The 17790-nt window shown below is 37.3% G+C and carries 15 protein-coding genes and 2 pseudogenes; 11 read left to right on the top strand and 6 right to left on the bottom strand.

What is annotated here, in order from left to right; genetic code table 11:
• Nucleotides 1–39 precede the first annotated feature (39 nt).
• From napA to acrB, 10 genes and pseudogenes are all read left to right on the top strand, one after another.
• On the top strand, nucleotides 40–2532 hold the full coding sequence (gene napA / locus KKW16_RS04695; RefSeq protein ID WP_140537686.1) for a nitrate reductase catalytic subunit NapA: 2493 nt from the start codon (nucleotides 40–42) through the stop codon (nucleotides 2530–2532).
• A gap of 106 nt (nucleotides 2533–2638) precedes the next feature.
• Complete coding sequence (locus tag KKW16_RS04690) at nucleotides 2639–3202, top strand: nitrate reductase cytochrome c-type subunit (RefSeq protein ID WP_048952793.1); 564 nt, start codon at nucleotides 2639–2641, stop codon at nucleotides 3200–3202.
• 11 nt (nucleotides 3203–3213) lie between these two features.
• Nucleotides 3214–3816: a NapC/NirT family cytochrome c gene (locus KKW16_RS04685; protein WP_065265390.1), complete on the top strand. Its 603-nt coding sequence runs from the start codon at nucleotides 3214–3216 to the stop codon at nucleotides 3814–3816.
• A gap of 153 nt (nucleotides 3817–3969) precedes the next feature.
• Complete coding sequence (gene ftsN / locus KKW16_RS04680) at nucleotides 3970–4794, top strand: cell division protein FtsN (protein ID WP_215767978.1); 825 nt, start codon at nucleotides 3970–3972, stop codon at nucleotides 4792–4794.
• 30 nt (nucleotides 4795–4824) lie between these two features.
• A pseudogene (locus tag KKW16_RS09090) lies at nucleotides 4825–4896 on the top strand (hypothetical protein); the annotation flags it as partial.
• A gap of 33 nt (nucleotides 4897–4929) precedes the next feature.
• Nucleotides 4930–5805 (top strand): annotated as a pseudogene (locus KKW16_RS04675) (sulfatase-like hydrolase/transferase); the annotation flags it as partial.
• Nucleotides 5806–6029: 224 nt separating this feature from the next.
• The gene (locus KKW16_RS04670; protein WP_215767977.1) at nucleotides 6030–7022 is read left to right on the top strand and encodes an amidohydrolase family protein; all 993 of its coding nucleotides are present in this window, start codon (nucleotides 6030–6032) and stop codon (nucleotides 7020–7022) included.
• Between the two features lie 191 nt (nucleotides 7023–7213).
• Complete coding sequence (gene acrR, locus KKW16_RS04665) at nucleotides 7214–7780, top strand: efflux transporter AcrAB transcriptional repressor AcrR (protein ID WP_215767976.1); 567 nt, start codon at nucleotides 7214–7216, stop codon at nucleotides 7778–7780.
• A gap of 29 nt (nucleotides 7781–7809) precedes the next feature.
• Nucleotides 7810–9006 carry a multidrug efflux RND transporter periplasmic adaptor subunit AcrA gene (gene acrA, locus KKW16_RS04660; RefSeq protein ID WP_215767975.1) on the top strand — a complete coding sequence of 399 codons (1197 nt, stop codon included), beginning with the start codon at nucleotides 7810–7812 and terminating at the stop codon, nucleotides 9004–9006.
• Nucleotides 9007–9025: 19 nt separating this feature from the next.
• Nucleotides 9026–12103 (top strand): multidrug efflux RND transporter permease subunit AcrB, encoded by a 3078-nt coding sequence (acrB, locus tag KKW16_RS04655; protein WP_215767974.1) that lies wholly within the window; start codon nucleotides 9026–9028, stop codon nucleotides 12101–12103.
• Between the two features lie 75 nt (nucleotides 12104–12178).
• On the opposite strand, the gene proB is transcribed toward acrB, so the two are convergent.
• A complete protein-coding gene (proB, locus tag KKW16_RS04650; protein WP_215767973.1) occupies nucleotides 12179–13282 on the bottom strand; it encodes a glutamate 5-kinase in 1104 nt (367 codons plus the stop codon).
• Nucleotides 13283–13382: 100 nt separating this feature from the next.
• Here proB and folA point away from each other — a divergent pair, with 100 nt between their 5' ends.
• Complete coding sequence (folA, locus tag KKW16_RS04645) at nucleotides 13383–13871, top strand: type 3 dihydrofolate reductase (RefSeq protein WP_065265383.1); 489 nt, start codon at nucleotides 13383–13385, stop codon at nucleotides 13869–13871.
• Here folA and tadA read toward each other — a convergent pair whose 3' ends face one another.
• The 5 genes from tadA to rppH are packed head-to-tail and all read right to left on the bottom strand — an operon-like array spanning nucleotide 13872 to nucleotide 17465.
• The gene (tadA, locus tag KKW16_RS04640) at nucleotides 13872–14405 is read right to left on the bottom strand and encodes a tRNA adenosine(34) deaminase TadA (RefSeq protein ID WP_215767972.1); all 534 of its coding nucleotides are present in this window, start codon (nucleotides 14403–14405) and stop codon (nucleotides 13872–13874) included. It lies immediately after the preceding gene.
• Complete coding sequence (locus KKW16_RS04635; protein WP_215767971.1) at nucleotides 14405–15256, bottom strand: thymidylate synthase; 852 nt, start codon at nucleotides 15254–15256, stop codon at nucleotides 14405–14407. Before KKW16_RS04635 ends, tadA begins: the two co-directional genes overlap by 1 nt.
• Nucleotides 15257–15265: 9 nt before the next feature.
• The gene (gene lgt, locus KKW16_RS04630; protein WP_252347866.1) at nucleotides 15266–16069 is read right to left on the bottom strand and encodes a prolipoprotein diacylglyceryl transferase; all 804 of its coding nucleotides are present in this window, start codon (nucleotides 16067–16069) and stop codon (nucleotides 15266–15268) included.
• A gap of 8 nt (nucleotides 16070–16077) precedes the next feature.
• Nucleotides 16078–16875 carry a sulfite exporter TauE/SafE family protein gene (locus tag KKW16_RS04625; RefSeq protein ID WP_118801048.1) on the bottom strand — a complete coding sequence of 266 codons (798 nt, stop codon included), beginning with the start codon at nucleotides 16873–16875 and terminating at the stop codon, nucleotides 16078–16080.
• The gene (gene rppH / locus KKW16_RS04620) at nucleotides 16869–17465 is read right to left on the bottom strand and encodes an RNA pyrophosphohydrolase (protein WP_215767970.1); all 597 of its coding nucleotides are present in this window, start codon (nucleotides 17463–17465) and stop codon (nucleotides 16869–16871) included. The genes KKW16_RS04625 and rppH overlap by 7 nt, the downstream gene beginning before the upstream one ends.
• Nucleotides 17466–17790 lie beyond the last annotated feature (325 nt).

Genomic DNA, 17790 nt, shown 5'->3' with positions numbered 1-17790 from the left:
TTTATTTTTTAGTGTTAATAATATAGTGGGGGAAACACTATGAGCATAAGTCGTCGTGACTTTATGAAGGCAAATGCTGCTGCAGCGGCAGCAGTTGCTGCTGGTATTAGTATTCCAATCAAAAATGTTGCAGCGGAAGAAAATATCAATAAAGATATTCATTGGGAAAAAGCACCTTGCCGTTTCTGTGGTACAGGTTGTAGTGTAATGGTTGGTACACAGGATGGGCGTGTTGTTGCTACTTATGCCGATCCAGATGCTGAAGTAAACCGTGGATTGAATTGTATTAAAGGGTTGTTCTTATCTAAAATTATGTATGGTAAGGATCGTTTAACCCAGCCATTGCTTCGAATGAAAGATGGTAAATATGATAAAAATGGTGAGTTTACGCCAGTAAGTTGGGAAACTGCATTTACTGTATTTGCGGATAAAACCAAAGAAGCAATTCGTAAGAAAGGTCCAAGTTCTGTTGCACATTACTGCTCTGGTCAAACTACAGTTATTGAAGGCTACGCAAAATCTAAATTCTATAAAGCTGGTTTACGTTCAAACAATATTGATCCAAATGCGCGTCAATGTATGGCATCTGCCGCAACTGGCTTTATTCGTACCTTTGGTGTTGATGAACCGATGGGATGTTATGATGACATCGAGAATGCGGATGTTATGGTGCTTTGGGGCTCTAATATGGCTGAAATGCACCCAATTTTGTGGTCACGTATTGCCGATCGCAAATTAAACCACCCAGATCTGAAAATTTTTGTTCTTTCAACGTTTGAACATCGTTCATTTGAACTAGCAGATTATGGCATTGTATTCATTCCTCAAACAGACCTAGCTATTGCTAACTATATTTCAAACTATATCATCCAAAATGGTGGTGTAGATGAGAAATTTGTTGCAGAAAATACTAAATTTAAAAAGGCTACAACAGATATTGGTTATGCACTTAGACCCGATCATGCTTTAGAAAAAGCTGCGAAAAATGCGGGGAAAGGTGCGGGTAAAATGCTTGATTTTACCTTTGATGAATATAAGAAATTTGTATCAGAGTATGATCTTGAGTATACCCATAAACTAACCGGGGTTCCTAAAAATCAATTAGAAGCACTTGCACAGGCATATGCTGATCCAAAAACAAATGTTACTTCATTCTGGACAATGGGAGTTAACCAACATACTCGTGGTGTGTGGTTAAACCAAATGTTACATAGTTTACATTTATTAACAGGCAAGATTTCTAAACCAGGTAATCACCCATTCTCTTTGACAGGTCAACCATCTGCTTGTGGTACTGCTCGTGAAGTTGGAACATTCCCACACCGTTTACCTGCGGATATGCTTGTTACAAACCCACAACATGTGGCAAAAGCAGAAAGTATTTGGAAGTTGCCAGCTGGTGCGGTGCAAACGCAAGTTGGCTTGTCAATTAATGAAATTGACCGTGCAATGAAAGATGGCAAAATCAATGTTTACTGGCAAATGTGTAATAACCATATGCAGTCTGGCCCAAATAGTAATCAGGAACGTATGCCAGCTTGGCGAGATCCACAAAACTTTATTGTTGTATCGGATCCTTATCCAACAGCAAGTGCAGTAGCGGCTGACTTAATTTTACCAACTGCAATGTGGGTGGAAAAAGAAGGAGCTTTTGGTAACGCTGAGCGTCGTACCCAAGCATGGAAACAGCAAGTAAAAGCACCCGGTGAGGCAAAATCTGATTTATGGCAAGTTCTTGAGTTTTCTAAATATTTTAAAACTGATGAAGTCTGGCCAAAAGAATTGCTTGACGCTAATCCGCAATTTAAAGGTAAAACGTTATATGAAGTGCTTTATTTAAATGGAAACGTGAATAAATTTGAAAAACCAACAGATCATTTAAATGATGATGCTGAGCATTTTGGCTTCTATTTACAAAAAGGTTTATTTGAAGAATATGCTGAGTTTGGGCGTGGTCACGGACACGATTTAGCACCATATGATATGTATCAAAGTGAAGAAGTTCGTGGATTACGTTGGCCTGTCGTAAATGGTGTTGAAACACGTTGGCGTTATCGTAAGGGCTATGACTTCTTTGCTTCTAAAGACCGTGAAGTAGATTTCTATGGTCAAAAAGATAAAAGAGCGGTTATTTTTGCTGCACCTTATGAGGCACCTGCAGAATCACCAGATAAAGAATACGATATGTGGTTATGTACTGGCCGTGTTTTAGAACATTGGCATACAGGTACTATGACACGTCGTGTACCAGAAATTCACCGTTCATTCCCAAACAATGTTGTATATATGCATCCGCTAGATGCTGAGGCACGTGGAATGCGTCATGGCGATAAAATTAAATTGATTACTCGTCGTGGTGAGATGGTATCTTATTTAGATACACGTGGACGTAATAAGCCACCTCGCGGTTTAGTTTTCACTATGTTCTTTGATGCGGGTCAGCAAGTTAACCGCTTAACTTTAGATGCGGCAGACCCAATTTCAAAAGAAACTGACTATAAAAAATGTGCAGTTAAAGTAGTAAAAGCGTAAAACATATGCGGTCATAGTAAAATAATAGAAATATGACCGCACTTTATCGTGTTTTTTAACGGCTTATGCCGATTTTGTGAAAATGAATTCACAAATGGAGTGAAAAATGAAAAAGATGATGGCCATGATTATGGCGTTATTGGGATGTTCAGCAATGCTTCATGCTGAAGTTTATCCGAATACTAATGTAGAAGTGGTGAAATCAGGTGTTGAAAATGCACATGAAGCAATTCAACCTGAGTTTAAAAATAACCTAAAAGATACAGGTATCCAACCTCGTGATATGCTTTTTGCACCACCTGTAGTACCACACAGTATTAAAGGGATGCAAGTGAGTAAAAACACAAACCGTTGTTTAGAATGCCATAATGCTGATGTAGCTCAACTTGTTGGCGCTACTGTACCAAGTAAAACTCACTTTTATGATCGTGAAGGGCATTTAGGCGATACAGTCTCTGCACGTCGTTATTTCTGTTTACAATGTCATGTTCCACAAACTGATGCAAAACCGATTGTTGAACAAACATATCGCTCTACACCAGGTTATGATAGAAAAGCAGATCAACCGTTACCACAAGTGACTAAAACGCCTGAATATAAAGAAAAATTTGAGGAAACGCTCAAAGAATTTGGTCATTCTTCAGATAAATATTTGAACCAACATCATTAAGGTGAGCAAAAATGAAAAAATTAACAAATTTAATTAAATCTTTTTGGCATTGGTTCAGAACACCAAGCCGAATTGCAGTGGGAACAATCATTTCACTTGCATTTATTGCAGGAATTTTGGCTTGGGTGGGCTTTAATTATGGTCTAGCTGAAACCAATACAGAAAAATTCTGTTCAAGCTGTCATACAAATGATGTTTATCCTGAATATTTGCATAGTACCCATTTTCAAACACGTACAGGTGTAGGCGCGAGCTGTCCAGATTGTCATGTTCCACATGAGTTTGGTCCAAAAATATTACGCAAAATTGTTGCAGCAAAAGAAGTTTATGCATTTTATACTGGTAAAGTGGATACTATTGAGAAATTCAATGAACGTCGTTTACATATGGCCGAAAATGAGTGGGCACGTATGAAGGCGAATGATTCTCAAGAATGTCGTAACTGCCATAAAATGGATCGTATGGATCGTTCTCAACAAAAAGAAGTAGCGGCGAAGATGCATAAGTTCGCTGAAGAAAATGGTAAAACTTGTATCGACTGTCATAAAGGTATTGCACATAAGTTACCTGATATGAAAGATGTCGAATCAGGATTTAAGAAAGAAGAGAAATAATTCTTTCAGCAATGTATAGGAAAATACCGTACTCTGTAAAAGTGCGGTATTTTTTTATCTGATTTTTATCCTAGAAAAAAAGTGAATTTTTCAGTAAAATCGTTGAGTTTTATAAAATGATTAAAAAAATTACTCAAAGTTTAGGGATTTATCGTGGCTCATCGAGATTTTGTTGCGCGTCGTGGCGTAAATAAGAAAAAAGGAAAAAATAAGAATATTTTAATTGGGATGATGATTGCAGTTGTCTTTGCATTTGTTATTGGGCTTTATTTCCTGAAAAATAAAACAGAGGAAAAAGTAGTGAAAGAAATTACTCCTCAAACAGAAAAAACGCAGCCTAAAAGTATTTTACCTAATCGTCCTGAAGAGGTTTGGAGTTATATTAAAGCGTTAGAAACGCGTACGGTGCCTGTTGATGATAAGCCATCTAGTGTAGAAAAAAATATGCGTTTAACAGAAGAACAACGTCAAGTTTTAATCCAAATGGAGAAAGATCAAAAAGCAGCAGAGGAAGCTCGTAAATTAGCTGAACAACAAGCAGCTCAAGAATCTACTAAGGTTGATAATTTATCAAAAAGTACGATGGTTCAGCAATCATCACCGGTTAAAACAGAGCAAGTCAAAAAAGTAGAAACCGTAAAAATTGACACTCTTAGCACTGAAGCCGAAAAAAAAGCTAAACAGGCTAAATTAGATACAACGAAGAAAGTGGAATCTATTAAAACTGTTGAGCCGGTTAAAACTACAGAGAATGAAAATGGTAGTAAGAAGTTTGGTTTACAGTGTGGTGCTTTTAAGAACCGAGCCCAGGCTGAAAGTTTACAGGGAAGATTGGCAATGACAGGTTTTAATGCACAAGTACAAGTAAATGGTGAATGGAATAGAGTACGAATTGGAAATTTCGCCAATCGAGATGCAGCAATGCAAGCTCAGAGTAAAGCAAAGGGGGTCGCAGATTGCGTGGTGATTGGTATGTAATCAATCAGTTAATTTTACAGGTTAAGTGCGGTGATTTTTTCCACGATTTGTACAACCTTATTATTATTTGATACCGCCGTTTTCAATCGTTTTAATCTGCATTTATCCTCTGTTGTATGGAATTTGCTGGTCAATCCAAAACTTACTGAATTTGCAACAAGTTCAACGGAATTCACTAATCATTATAGCACAGGTAATAGTAATAACGCAGGCTTAATTGGGTTATTTTACGGGCTAAATGCAAATTACACCGATAGCATTTTAAGCAATCATACCCAATCTGTTTTAATCAAAAAATTACGTGCTGAAAATTATCAACTGGGTTTATTTTCTGCTACGAATTTTAAAGATAGCGTATTCCGCCAAGCATTATTTCGTGAAATGAAACTTTCATCGAATAAAACCAGCAAACCAAATAATGAAAGTGCGGTAAAAAATCTCTATGATTTTATTAAAGCACAAAAAACAGACTCACCTTGGTTTGCTTATTTGGATTTAGCCTTGGAGGTTAAATCTCTATCAGACTATGACCGCACTTTGCAGGACATTGATTTTCTTTTAGCAAAAGTGTTAGAAAGTACACCGCTTGAAAATACATTAGTCATTATCACGTCAGAGCATGGTGTAACCTTTAATGAAATGAATGAAAAAGAGCGAGAAAACTACTTTGGGCGCGATGAGGTTCAAGTGCCATTGCTTGTATATTGGAAAGATTTACCGGTAGGCAAACAAAATGGATTAAGTAATCATGCGGATATTTTCTCTGCATTAATGCAAACGGTGTTCGGCGTAGAAAACTCGTTGATGGATTATAGTCAGGGACGCAATCTCTTTGATCTTAAGGGGGGTGACTGGGTGCTTGCCTCTAATTTCCACTGGAATGTGGTGATTCAACCAGATGGAACACAATATCACATTGATCGCAAAGGTAATTACAAAAAATTCGATAAAGATTATATTGAGCAATCGTCAGATAGACCGCCACTTGGAATCTTCTTAGAAGCCTTCTAATTACAAAATTTTTTCTTTGAAAAATAGTCTATAAGGGCATAAAAGAATAGATTTTTTGCCCTTAAGCCTTTATACTCGTGACTCAGTTTAAGACTGAAAAATGTTATTAATGAAAATCCGTGAGTTTTTCATAACATTATCGTAATGCTTCTCGCCGTACTTACAGTACCTTTCAATTAATATACATTCTCGTCTTTTTATCCTTTCTTTTTTACGGAGTTTGTATGAAAAGCCATGTTTGTAGTTTTAAAACCTATATTTGCGATGAAATTATTAAAAAAGGCGGATGGGTAAATGCCCATGCACATGCTGATCGCGCTTTTACGATGACGCCAGAGAAAATTGGGATTTATCATAGTAGTAATTTGCAACAAAAATGGGATTTAGTGGATGAAGTAAAACGCACTTCCAGTGTTGATGATTATTACGCACGTTTTTGCCAATCTATTGAATTAATGATATCCCAAGGTGTTACCGCATTTGGCACCTTTGTCGATATAGACCCAATTTGTGAAGATCGTGCAATTATTGCCGCACACAAAGCTCGCGAAGTGTATAAATATGACATTATTTTGAAATTTGCCAATCAAACTTTAAAAGGGGTAATTGAACCCACTGCGCGTAAATGGTTTGATATTGGTGCGGAAATGGTAGATATGATTGGTGGCTTACCATATCGTGATGAATTGGATTATGGTCGCGGCCTAGAGGCGATGGATATCTTGTTAGATAAGGCCAAATCTCTTGGAATTATGTGTCATGTACATGTCGACCAATTCAACAATCCAAGTGAAAAAGAAACTGAGCAACTTTGCGACAAAACCATTGAACACGGAATGGAGGGACGAGTTGTGGGTATCCACGGTATTTCCATTGGCTCACATTCAAAAGAATATCGCTACAAACTGTACGAAAAAATGCGTAAAGCTAAAATGATGATGATAGCCTGTCCTATGGCATGGATTGACAGCAATCGAAAAGAAGATCTTATGCCATTCCATAATGCACTCACGCCAGCAGATGAAATGATCCCCGAAGGTATCACTGTTGCCCTAGGCACGGATAATATTTGTGATTATATGGTTCCTCTATGTGAAGGCGACTTATGGCAAGAATTAAGCCTATTAGCTGCGGGCTGCCGTTTCCCTCACTTAGATGAAATGGTCAACATCGCAAGTATTAACGGTCGTAAAGTGTTAGGACTAGAGCCAATTTAGCTTTTTATTCTCCCAATCAAAAGTGCGGTCAAAATGGGCAACATTTAAAAGTTGATTAAAAAATCTAGCTTTTAAATGTTGCCCATTTTCGTTGTGCTTTTGTGTTTTTTAACTTGCTAAAAAACAAAAAAACAATAAAATGAATGCTCATTCATTTTTGGTGTGTTAATATATTTTTATCTAAGGATTTTATGCGACAAGCAAAGGCTGATTTAACTGAGCAAATTTTTCTAGCTACGGATCGCTTGATGGCAAAAGAAGGTTTAAATCAACTTTCTATGCATAAGCTTGCAAAAGAAGCGAATATAGCAGCCGGTACCATTTACCTTTATTTTAAAAATAAAGATGAACTTCTTGAACAATTTGCTCATCGTGTGTTTGCGATGTTTATGGCGACGCTTGAAAAGGATTATGATGAAACAATCTCTTTTTTCGAGCAATACCGACGGATGTGGTGGAATATCTGCTATTTCCTGAAAGAGCATCCAACAGTTTTATCAAATCTGAATCAATACCAATCTTTACCAAATTTTATTGAAGTTTGTAAGAAAATGACAATTAATAGCCGCTGGGAGTTCTTTTGTAAAAAAGCGCAGCAGGCTGGCATACTTGCTATTTTGCCAAATCATTTACTTTTTTTATTAAGTTTAAAAAGTGCGGTGATTATTGCATCTGAGCTTAAGTTTTTTGATGTAGTACTTACTGAGGACATTTTAGAATCTATCATTGAACGCTCTTGGCGAGCAATTCAGAAATAGTCGTTATCTTTTATTACGAAGCTTTAAAAATGAGTCAAACTCAATCTCAGAGACCAAAACGTTCACATACTTTCTTTATGAAAGTGATTTTGGCTGTTTTTGTCTTAATTTTTGCGGGCGTTATTGGTTTTAGTTTTATTCGCAACATGATGATTGGAAAATTTCTAGCCAATATGCCTGAGTCAACGAATCCAGTAACCGCCTTAGAGATTAAGCCTAGCGAATGGACACCTGTAATTAATACAACGGGTCTTGTTCGTCCAAATCAAGGGGCAATGTTAAGTGCACAAAATGCGGGGAGCGTTTCACATGTATTTGTTCAAAATGGACAATCAGTGAAAAAAGGTGATCGTTTAGTGGAGCTAGATAGTTCTGTTGAACGTGCAAGTTTACAAGCTGCAGAAGCTCAACTTCCAGCACTTCGTCAGACTTATCAACGTTATGCAAATCTTTTAAAAAGTAATGCGGCATCTCGTCAAGATGTTGATAATGCAAAATCAGCATATGATGCTCAACTAGCCAATATTGAATCTCTAAAAGCGACCATTGAGCGCCGTAGTATTGTTGCTCCATTTGATGGAAAAGCAGGTATTGTTAAAGTTAATGTAGGGCAATATGTCAATATTGGTACAGAAATTGTTCGTGTAGAAGATACGAGTTCAATGAAGGTTGATTTTGCTATTTCTCAAAATGAATTAGATAAATTACATATTGGTCAACGTGTTACAGCAACGACAGATGCGCGTAAAGGCGAAACATTTTCAGCTCATATCACGGCTATTGAACCAGCAATTAATTCATCAACGGGGTTGGTTGATGTACAAGCTACTTTTGAACCCGAAGATGGTCGCCAATTACTTTCTGGTATGTTTTCTCGATTACGCATAGCCTTACCTACAGAGAAAAATCAAGTTGTCGTTCCCCAAGTCGCAATTAGTTACAATATGTATGGTGAAATTGCCTATTTATTGGTGCCATTATCAGACAAAGATAAAGAAAAATTATCAGGTAATGATAAATTCGATCGTTTGTATCGAGCTAAACAAATCACTGTATTTACGAAAGATCGTCAAGGTATTTATTCTCAGTTACAAGGTAATGAGATAAAACCAGGTGATAAAATTATTACAGGGGGGCAGCAAAATATTAGCAATGGTAGCCTTGTAGAATGGATTGAAAAAGACATTGTTGGTGGCTCTGAGCCCGCTAAAAAGACTAATCTTTAATTCAACTTAGGAAATACGAATGAAATTTACCGATATCTTTATTCGTCGCCCTGTTTTAGCGATTTCAATTAGCTTGCTTATTATTATTTTAGGATTACAAGCGATTTCAAAACTGGCCGTGCGTGAATATCCTAAAATGACAACTACCGTAATTACTGTAACGACAGCTTATCCAGGTGCAGATGCAAACTTAATTCAAGCTTTTGTGACATCTAAACTTGAAGAGTCTATTGCTCAGGCGGACAATATTGATTATATGTCATCATCAAGTTCACCGAGTGCATCTGTCATTACGGTGAAAATGAAATTAAATACCGATCCTGCAGGCGCATTAGCTGATGTGCTTGCTAAGGTAAATGCGGTACGTTCTGAATTGCCACAGGGTATTGAGGATCCAACAGTGGCTTCCTCTTCAGGTGGTACGGGGATTATGTATATTAGTTTCCGTTCAAAAAAATTAGATTCTAGCCAAGTTACCGATTATATTAATCGTGTGGTGAAACCCCAGTTCTTTACAATAGAAGGTGTTGCCGAGGTACAAGTATTTGGTGCGGCAGAGTATTCGTTACGTATCTGGCTTGATCCTGAAAAAATGGCTGCTCAAAATCTTTCTGCGCCTACAGTGATGTCAGCGTTATCTGCAAATAATGTACAAACTGCCGCCGGTAATGATAATGGATATTTTGTCACTTATCGTAATAAAGTTGAAACTACAACAAAATCAGTTGAGGATTTAGGCAATTTAATTGTTAGTGCTAAAGGTAATGAGCTTGTTCGGTTACGAGATATCGCCACGATAGAATTGAATAAAGAAAATGATAACTCACGCGCAACAGCGAATGGTTCTGATTCTGTGGTGTTAGGGATCAACCCTACTTCAACAGCGAATCCATTAACTGTTGCTGAAAAAATTCGACCGCTCTTTGAAACGATTAAGCAGCAACTCCCTGATAGTATGGAAGCCGATATTCTCTATGATCGTACGATTGCGATTAATAGTTCCATACATGAAGTGATTAAAACGATTATCGAAGCGACAGTTATTGTATTAGTCGTCATTTTGATGTTTATGGGTTCACTTCGTGCGATTTTAATTCCAGTTTTAACCATTCCAATTTCATTAATTGGCGTGCTAATGATGTTACAAAGTTTGAATTTTTCTATTAACTTAATGACATTATTAGCCCTTATTCTAGCAATTGGTTTAGTCGTAGATGATGCGATCGTTGTACTTGAAAATGTGGATCGTCATATTAAAGAAGGTGAAACACCATTTCGAGCGGCAATTATAGGAACACGTGAGATTGCTGTGCCTGTTATTTCAATGACGATTGCGCTAATTGCAGTTTATTCTCCGATGGCGCTTATGGGAGGAATTACAGGAACGCTGTTTAAAGAGTTTGCATTAACGCTTGCTGGAGCTGTGTTTATATCCGGTATTGTAGCATTGACACTTTCACCAATGATGAGTAGTAAGTTACTTAAAGCTAATGTCAAGCCAACGAAACTGGAACAACGCGTAGAACATACACTAAGTAAAGTAAATAAAATTTACGATTATATGCTTGATATTGTCATGCAAAATCGTAAATGTATGCTTACATTTGCTGTGGTAATTTTTGCAACACTACCTTTCTTATTTAATTCACTGTCCAGTGAATTGACGCCAAAAGAAGATAAAGGCGCATTCATGGCAATTGGTAATGCCCCATCTAGTGTTAATGTTGACTATATTCAAAATGCAATGAAGCCATATATGAAGAACGTGATGGATACACCTGAAGTTTCATTTGGTATGAGCATTGCGGGGGCGCCAAGTTCTAATGGCTCACTTAATATTATTACCTTAAAAGATTGGAAAGAAAGAGATCGTAAACAAGCGGCAGTAATGAATGAGCTGAATACAAAAGCAAAATCGATTCCTGAAGTATCGATATCAGCGTTTAATTTCCCTGAAATAGATACAGGAGAGCAAGGCCCTCCAATTGCCATTGTGTTAAAAACAGCACAGGATTACAAAGCGTTAGCAAATACAGCTGAAAGCTTGGAAAAAGCTATGAAAGCATCAGGTAAATTTATTTATACTAATTTGAATTTAGCCTATGATACGGCCCAAATGACAATTTCAGTAGATAAAGAGAAAGCTGGTACTTACGGTATTACGATGCAACAAATAAGTAACACGTTGGGGAGTTTCTTATCAGGTGCAACGATTACTCGAGTGGATGTTGATGGACGTGCTTATAAAGTGATTTCGCAAGTAAAACGTGATGATCGTTTATCTCCAGAAAGCTTCAAAAACTATTATTTAACAGCATCAAATGGACAATCTGTACCATTAAGTAGTTTAGTTAGTATGAAACTAGAAACGCAGCCAATGTCATTAGCTCGTTTTAGTCAATTAAACTCTGCTGAAATTGGTGCAGTTGCGATGCCAGGTTCATCTACAGGTGATGCGATAGCGTGGTTGCAGGATTATTTCAAAAATAACTTACCGCAAGGATATACTTATGATTTTAAATCAGAGGCTCGCCAGCTTATTCAAGAGGGGAATGCACTTGCGGTGACATTTATTTTAGCCGTTATCATTATTTTCCTGGTTCTTGCGATTCAATTTGAATCAATACGAGATCCAATGGTTATTATGATTTCGGTGCCTTTAGCAGTAAGTGGAGCATTACTCACATTAAACTTATTGTCTTTTTTCCAAATTGACGGAACGACATTAAATATCTATTCGCAAGTTGGATTAATTACATTAGTCGGTTTAATTACCAAACATGGTATTTTAATGTGTGAAGTGGCAAAAGAAGAGCAGTTGAATCATGGTAAAACGCGTATTGAAGCAATTACATCAGCTGCGAAAGTACGTTTGCGTCCGATCCTTATGACTACTGCAGCCATGGTAGCTGGATTAATTCCATTACTTTATGCTACGGGCGCTGGGGCTGTATCTCGTTTTAGCATGGGGATTGTTATCGTAGCAGGATTATCTATTGGGACAATTTTCACTTTATTTGTCTTACCAGTAGTTTATAGCTACATTGCAACAGAACATAAGCCATTACCAGAATTTAAAGAAGATTTAACAAATTGATACACATAAAAATTATGTAAAAAAAACCGCACTTTGGGTCAATAAGCAAAGTGCGGTTTTTTTAGTTAAAACATTTTATAAAATAATCAAATCATCACGGTGCATCGCGACAGAGCCATATTCATAACCAAGAATAAATTCAATCTCGGTCGATTTTTTACCTTTTATAAGTTGTAATGCATCACTATTATAACGAGGCATACCAAGCGCAATATCTTTACTGGACTGCGTACGAATCTTTACAACCTCACCACGAGAAAAACATCCTTCAATTGCAATAATACCAGCAGGGAGAAGCGATTTGTTTTGTATTAACATTGCATGTTCTGCACCATCGTCAATTGTAATAATGCCAACAGAAGGGGCTGCAAAAAGCCATTGTTTCCGACTTTCTAAACGATCAGATTGATGAGCAATAAATTTTGTACCAATATTATAGTCATAAGCTAAATCAGCGATTACATTTGGCTGATTACCTGGCGCAATAATTGTTTCAATACCTGAACGCGTTGCAACATCAGCAGCTATAATTTTTGTCATCATTCCACCTGTACCAAGATTTGTCCCTGAATCTCCTGCAATGGCACGAATATGATCGGTGATTTGTTCTACGATTGGAATTAATTTTGCATCTGGATTTTTACGCGGATCACTATCAAATAATCCTTGCTGGTCTGTGAGTAGATAAAGTTGTTCAGCTTGAACAAGAATAGCCACTAATGCAGATAAATTATCGTTGTCACCAACCTTAATTTCCGCTGTTGCAACAGCATCATTTTCATTTATCACAGGAATAATTTGATTATCTAACAGGGCATGTAACGTATCGCGAGCATTGAGAAAACGTTCACGATCTTCAATATCTGCACGGGTTAATAAGATTTGTCCAATATGAATATCATAAATAGCAAATAATCTTTCCCAAGCTTGAATTAATTGGCTTTGACCTACTGCAGCAAGTAATTGTTTTGATGCGATTGTTGGGGGTAAGCTCGGATGATTTAAATAGTGTCTGCCAGCCGCAATTGCGCCCGAAGTAACGATAACGATTCGAAATCCATCATGGTGTAATTGCGCAATTTGACGAACAATTTCCATCATATGCGGTGAATTTAATTTTGGAGTACCTTGTGTTAGTGTACTTGTTCCAAATTTCACAACTATTGTTTTTTTAGTCATAAATTTTTCCAAGTTTTTTATTTATATTTTTACGTTATCACTAAATCAATGAAAAATCACTTAATATCAGGTATAGTAAAGTAAATTTTAGGGGAAATTTATGACATTGAGTTTAATTGTAGCGACAACCTTAAATAATGTGATTGGTAAAGATAATCAGATGCCTTGGCATTTACCTGCAGATTTGGCATGGTTTCGCCGTAATACAACAGGTAAGCCTGTAATAATGGGGAGAAAAACTTTTGAAAGTATCGGGAGGCCCTTGCCAAAACGAATAAATATCGTACTTTCTCGTCAACCGTTTGAACATGAAGGGGTGATTTGGAAAAATAGTTTTGAAAGTGCGGTTAATTTTGTGAATGATTGCGATGAAATTATGCTAATCGGTGGTGGTGAATTATTTAAACAATATTTACCAAAAGCGGATAAACTTTATCTTACACAAATTCAATCTGAAATTGAAGGAGATACATTTTTTCCCACACTTGATTGGAACGAATGGATTGTTGAATTTGAAGAATATCGTCAGGCTGATGAAGATAATGAGTATGACTGTCGATTTTTGATTCTTGTCCGTAGCGAAAAATAATTATCTTTCTTCATAAGATGCTACATGCAATTGCTGTTTTTGTTTTTCTGCTTTTTTCTGTTCACGGCGTTTCTGAAAAAATGCGCTTAATTTCTGACTACACTCTTCTGCCAATACACCAGTTGTAATCTCCAGAGTATGATTCATCTTGTAGTCATCAAAAAAATGGAAACGTGATCCAACAGCCCCAGTTTTATAATCAGAAGCGCCGAACACAAGGCGTTTAATTCGGCTATGCAAAATTGCCCCAGCACACATTGTGCAAGGCTCCAATGTCACATAAAGTGTGGTATTCAGTAGGCGATAATTTTGAATATTTTTTGCGCCATTACGTAAAGCGATAATTTCAGCATGTGCGGTAGGGTCGCTTTGAATAATGGAGAGATTCCAACCTTCTCCAATAATATTTCCAGCGCCATCTACCAAAACCGCCCCCACAGGAATCTCACCTAACGCTTCTGCTTTATCGGCAAGTTCAAGGGCATAGCGCATCATTTTCTCGTCAAATTCTGACCGCACTTTTGCTGCATCCATTAGACGGAAAAAGGATACTTAATCGGTTCATGAGATTGATAGCCAACGACTTTGAAATCATCCATCGTGACCCAAGTTTCTAAATCTTCAAGGCTTTTTATATCTGGATTGATTTCTAATTTTGGCAACGGGAAAGGCTCGCGTTTAAGTTGCACATCACGCATTAACTCAAGCTGATCTTCATAAATATGCGCATTCACAATTTTATGATATGCCTTGCCTGCTTTTTTGCCCGTAATCTGAGCCATAAGCGCTAAGAAGGTAAACACCTGAATTTGATTGAAATTCAATCCAAGTGGAACATCACAAGAACGTTGATAACTAGTGAGATGTAAAGTATCGCCCACAAGAGAAAAAGTATGCGTGTGCATACAAGGACGAAGACATCCTAGATCAAATTCCCCTGGATTAAAGAAAGTTAAAATTTCCCCTCTATCATCAATTCCCTTGGTCAAATTATTAACAATCTTGCGTAGCTGATCGATGGTTTCACCATTAGGTTTACGCCACGTTCTGCCTTGCACACCATATACGCGCCCCATATCGTCAACACCTCTACGGTGCGGATTCGCAAGCCATGCGGCATTTTCATTCGCATTGGCGTCCCAAGTTTTAGTACCAAGTGCGCGAAAATCAGCAGCATTGTCATATCCACGAATGTAACCTAAAAATTCAGCAATGGCCGCTTTCCAATAACTTTTACGCGTGGTTATCAACGGAAATTGATTATTCGCCACATCATATTCTAAATCTGCATTAATAACGGTGAGACAACGCTTACCTGTACGCTCATTGGCAACCCATTCACCTTCATTAACAATGCGACGACAAAGATCAAGATATTGCTTCATAAAAATCTCCTATTTTATTACTGCACTTTGGCGTGAATAAGCCCAAGCCATAATTAAAGCACCACCAATAATCATCGGTAAACAAAGTGCTTGTCCTCTTGTAATGACCCCAAAGAAATTTTCAACTTCAGGTTCACGCACATATTCCACGATAAAACGGAAGATGCCATAACCAATTAAGAATAAGCCTGCAACAGAGCCCATTGGACGTGGTTTTTTAATAAAAATATTCAAAATTGCAAACAATACTATGCCTTCTAAAAAGGCTTCATAAAGTTGTGATGGATGACGAGGAAGTAATAGTGGATCATTCGGGAAAATCATTGCCCAAGGTACATCTGTTTCGCGTCCCCATAGCTCAAGATTAATGAAATTACCAATTCGACCTAAACCTAAACCAAACGGAATCAAAGGTGCAACAAAATCAGCTGTTTGCCAAAAATTACGTTTTTGTGAATAAGACGTCCAAATCATGGCAACAATGACGCCTATTAAGCCACCATGGAAAGACATTCCACCTTCCCAAACACGGAATAAATAAAGCGGCTCTTGTAAGAAACGATCCAAATTATAAAAAAACACATCGCCAACACGTCCGCCAATAAATACGCCCATAAAACCGTTGAAAAGTAAGGTATCAACTTGATCCACTGTCCAACCGCTATTTGAGCGACTAGCACGGCGAACCGCAAGCCAACGTGCAAAAATAAAACCCAAAAGGTACATCAAACCATACCAACGTAAGCCGATATTGCTATCACCAAGAGTAAAAATGGTTGGATCAAAATGTGGAAGTGTTAGGTATTGATTCATAATTTCCCTTATTTTAGAAACATATTAATAGCAATAGCGATTAGTAATACTGCAAAACCTTTTTTCAATGTAGTTACAGGCAGTTTTGCAGTGGCATTTGCACCAAGTTTTGAAGTGAAAAATGATGTCGTAGTAATACCTACAACAGCAGGTAAGTAAATATAGCCTAAAGAATATTCAGGCATACTAGGATTACCTAAGCCTCCTAGCATAAAACTAAACATCCCAGATGTGCCGAGTAGCATGCCACAAAATGCCGAAGAACCAATAGCCTTTTTCATATCAATACCACGTGAAGTTAAAAATGGTACGATAAAGCCGCCTCCACCGATACCCGCGGCACTGGATGCTATACCAATTAAAATGCCACCAATAATAGAAGATAAGGTAGTTAAAGGTTTTATTTTCTTGTGTGATTTAGGTTTAATAGATAACACCATTTTTATGGCAAGATAGATAACTAGGCAGGCAAATAATTTTGATGAAATATCACGATCCAGTTTTCCGATAAAAAAACCGAAAATAAAGACAGTTAGCATGATGGAAGGTGCAAGAATCTTCACTGCTTTCCAGACAACATTACCTAATTTATGGTGACGTTGAGCTGATGAAAATCCAGTGATAACAATAGTGGCAAAAGAAGTACCTAGTGCAGTAGACATGAGAAGCGGTTCAGGTACTCCCATAATGGGTAGCAGATAGACTAACGTAGGAACAATGACTAATCCACCACCAATACCAAAAAGACCCGCTAAAAAGCCTACAACAGCGCCAACTAACAAGCAAAGTATGAGAAAAGTTAGCATGAATCATTCCTTGTTTTATAAAACGGACGTTTAGAATATTTCGATGTATTACGCTTTTTATTATATGAATAATGCTTTTGTTCTGTATCATATATAGTCGTATGAATAGGAGGATTTTCTGAGAACAACACGCCCGAAAACTCTTTCATTGCTTTGCGATACACTTCTTTTTTGAACGACACGACCTGACGAACAGGATACCAAAAACTCACCCAACGCCATCCATCAAATTCTGGTGATTTGGTTGTTTGCATATTGATATTTTTTTCATCGCCAACAAGTTGTAACAAAAACCAGCGTTGTTTTTGCCCTATACACATTGGTTTGCTGTCATAACGCAACAAACGTTTTGGTAATTTATAACGCAACCAATGTTTAGATACATATAAAATGCGCACATCTTTAGGCTGTAGCCCAACTTCTTCGTACAGTTCACGGTACATCGCTTGCTCGGCACTTTCATTATCATTAATGCCACCTTGCGGAAACTGCCACGAATTTTGCCCACAGCGCTTCGCCCAAAGCACTTGCCCTTTGCGATTACAAATCACAATACCCACATTTGGACGGTAGCCATCAAAATCGATCACTATCGTTTTACCTTAAATTTTTCATATAAAAATAGTCTGCAGATTGTTTCATAAATCGGTGTTTTTATCAACCAAAGGGCGGGTTACACAATAAAATACACAGATTGTGGATAACATTGTGAATAACGGATTTCTGGTTGTGAATTGATTGAGTAAAAACAGGAAAGAATCCTTATCACATCGAACTTAAAATAAATTGAGTTATTTTCGATCTAAAAATCTAAAGAAAAAATAAACCGCACTTTTTACATACAAAAATAGAAGAAAGTGCGGTAAAAAAATACAATTCTTAAAGTGATTCCATTCACCAAAGCTCTTTTAGCTA

This window comes from Haemophilus sp. SZY H8 (assembly GCF_018829755.1).
Lineage (GTDB): Bacteria > Pseudomonadota > Gammaproteobacteria > Enterobacterales > Pasteurellaceae > Haemophilus > Haemophilus haemolyticus_K.
Note: the sequence above shows the minus strand (reverse complement) of the source record. Positions and strands in the feature narration are given on the sequence as shown.

Excerpts from the sequence above, each read along its gene's own strand:
- folA (WP_065265383.1), top strand. The coding sequence starts at position 13,383 with ATGACATTGAGTTTAATTGTAGCGACAACCTTAAATAATGTGATTGGT.
- tadA (WP_215767972.1), bottom strand. The coding sequence starts at position 14,405 with ATGGATGCAGCAAAAGTGCGGTCAGAATTTGACGAGAAAATGATGCGC.
- napA (WP_140537686.1), top strand. The coding sequence starts at position 40 with ATGAGCATAAGTCGTCGTGACTTTATGAAGGCAAATGCTGCTGCAGCG.
- acrB (WP_215767974.1), top strand. The coding sequence starts at position 9,026 with ATGAAATTTACCGATATCTTTATTCGTCGCCCTGTTTTAGCGATTTCA.
- acrR (WP_215767976.1), top strand. The coding sequence starts at position 7,214 with ATGCGACAAGCAAAGGCTGATTTAACTGAGCAAATTTTTCTAGCTACG.
- KKW16_RS04685 (WP_065265390.1), top strand. The coding sequence starts at position 3,214 with ATGAAAAAATTAACAAATTTAATTAAATCTTTTTGGCATTGGTTCAGA.
- proB (WP_215767973.1), bottom strand. The coding sequence starts at position 13,282 with ATGACTAAAAAAACAATAGTTGTGAAATTTGGAACAAGTACACTAACA.
- KKW16_RS04690 (WP_048952793.1), top strand. The coding sequence starts at position 2,639 with ATGAAAAAGATGATGGCCATGATTATGGCGTTATTGGGATGTTCAGCA.
- KKW16_RS04625 (WP_118801048.1), bottom strand. The coding sequence starts at position 16,875 with ATGCTAACTTTTCTCATACTTTGCTTGTTAGTTGGCGCTGTTGTAGGC.
- lgt (WP_252347866.1), bottom strand. The coding sequence starts at position 16,069 with ATGAATCAATACCTAACACTTCCACATTTTGATCCAACCATTTTTACT.
- KKW16_RS04670 (WP_215767977.1), top strand. The coding sequence starts at position 6,030 with ATGAAAAGCCATGTTTGTAGTTTTAAAACCTATATTTGCGATGAAATT.
- acrA (WP_215767975.1), top strand. The coding sequence starts at position 7,810 with ATGAGTCAAACTCAATCTCAGAGACCAAAACGTTCACATACTTTCTTT.
- KKW16_RS04635 (WP_215767971.1), bottom strand. The coding sequence starts at position 15,256 with ATGAAGCAATATCTTGATCTTTGTCGTCGCATTGTTAATGAAGGTGAA.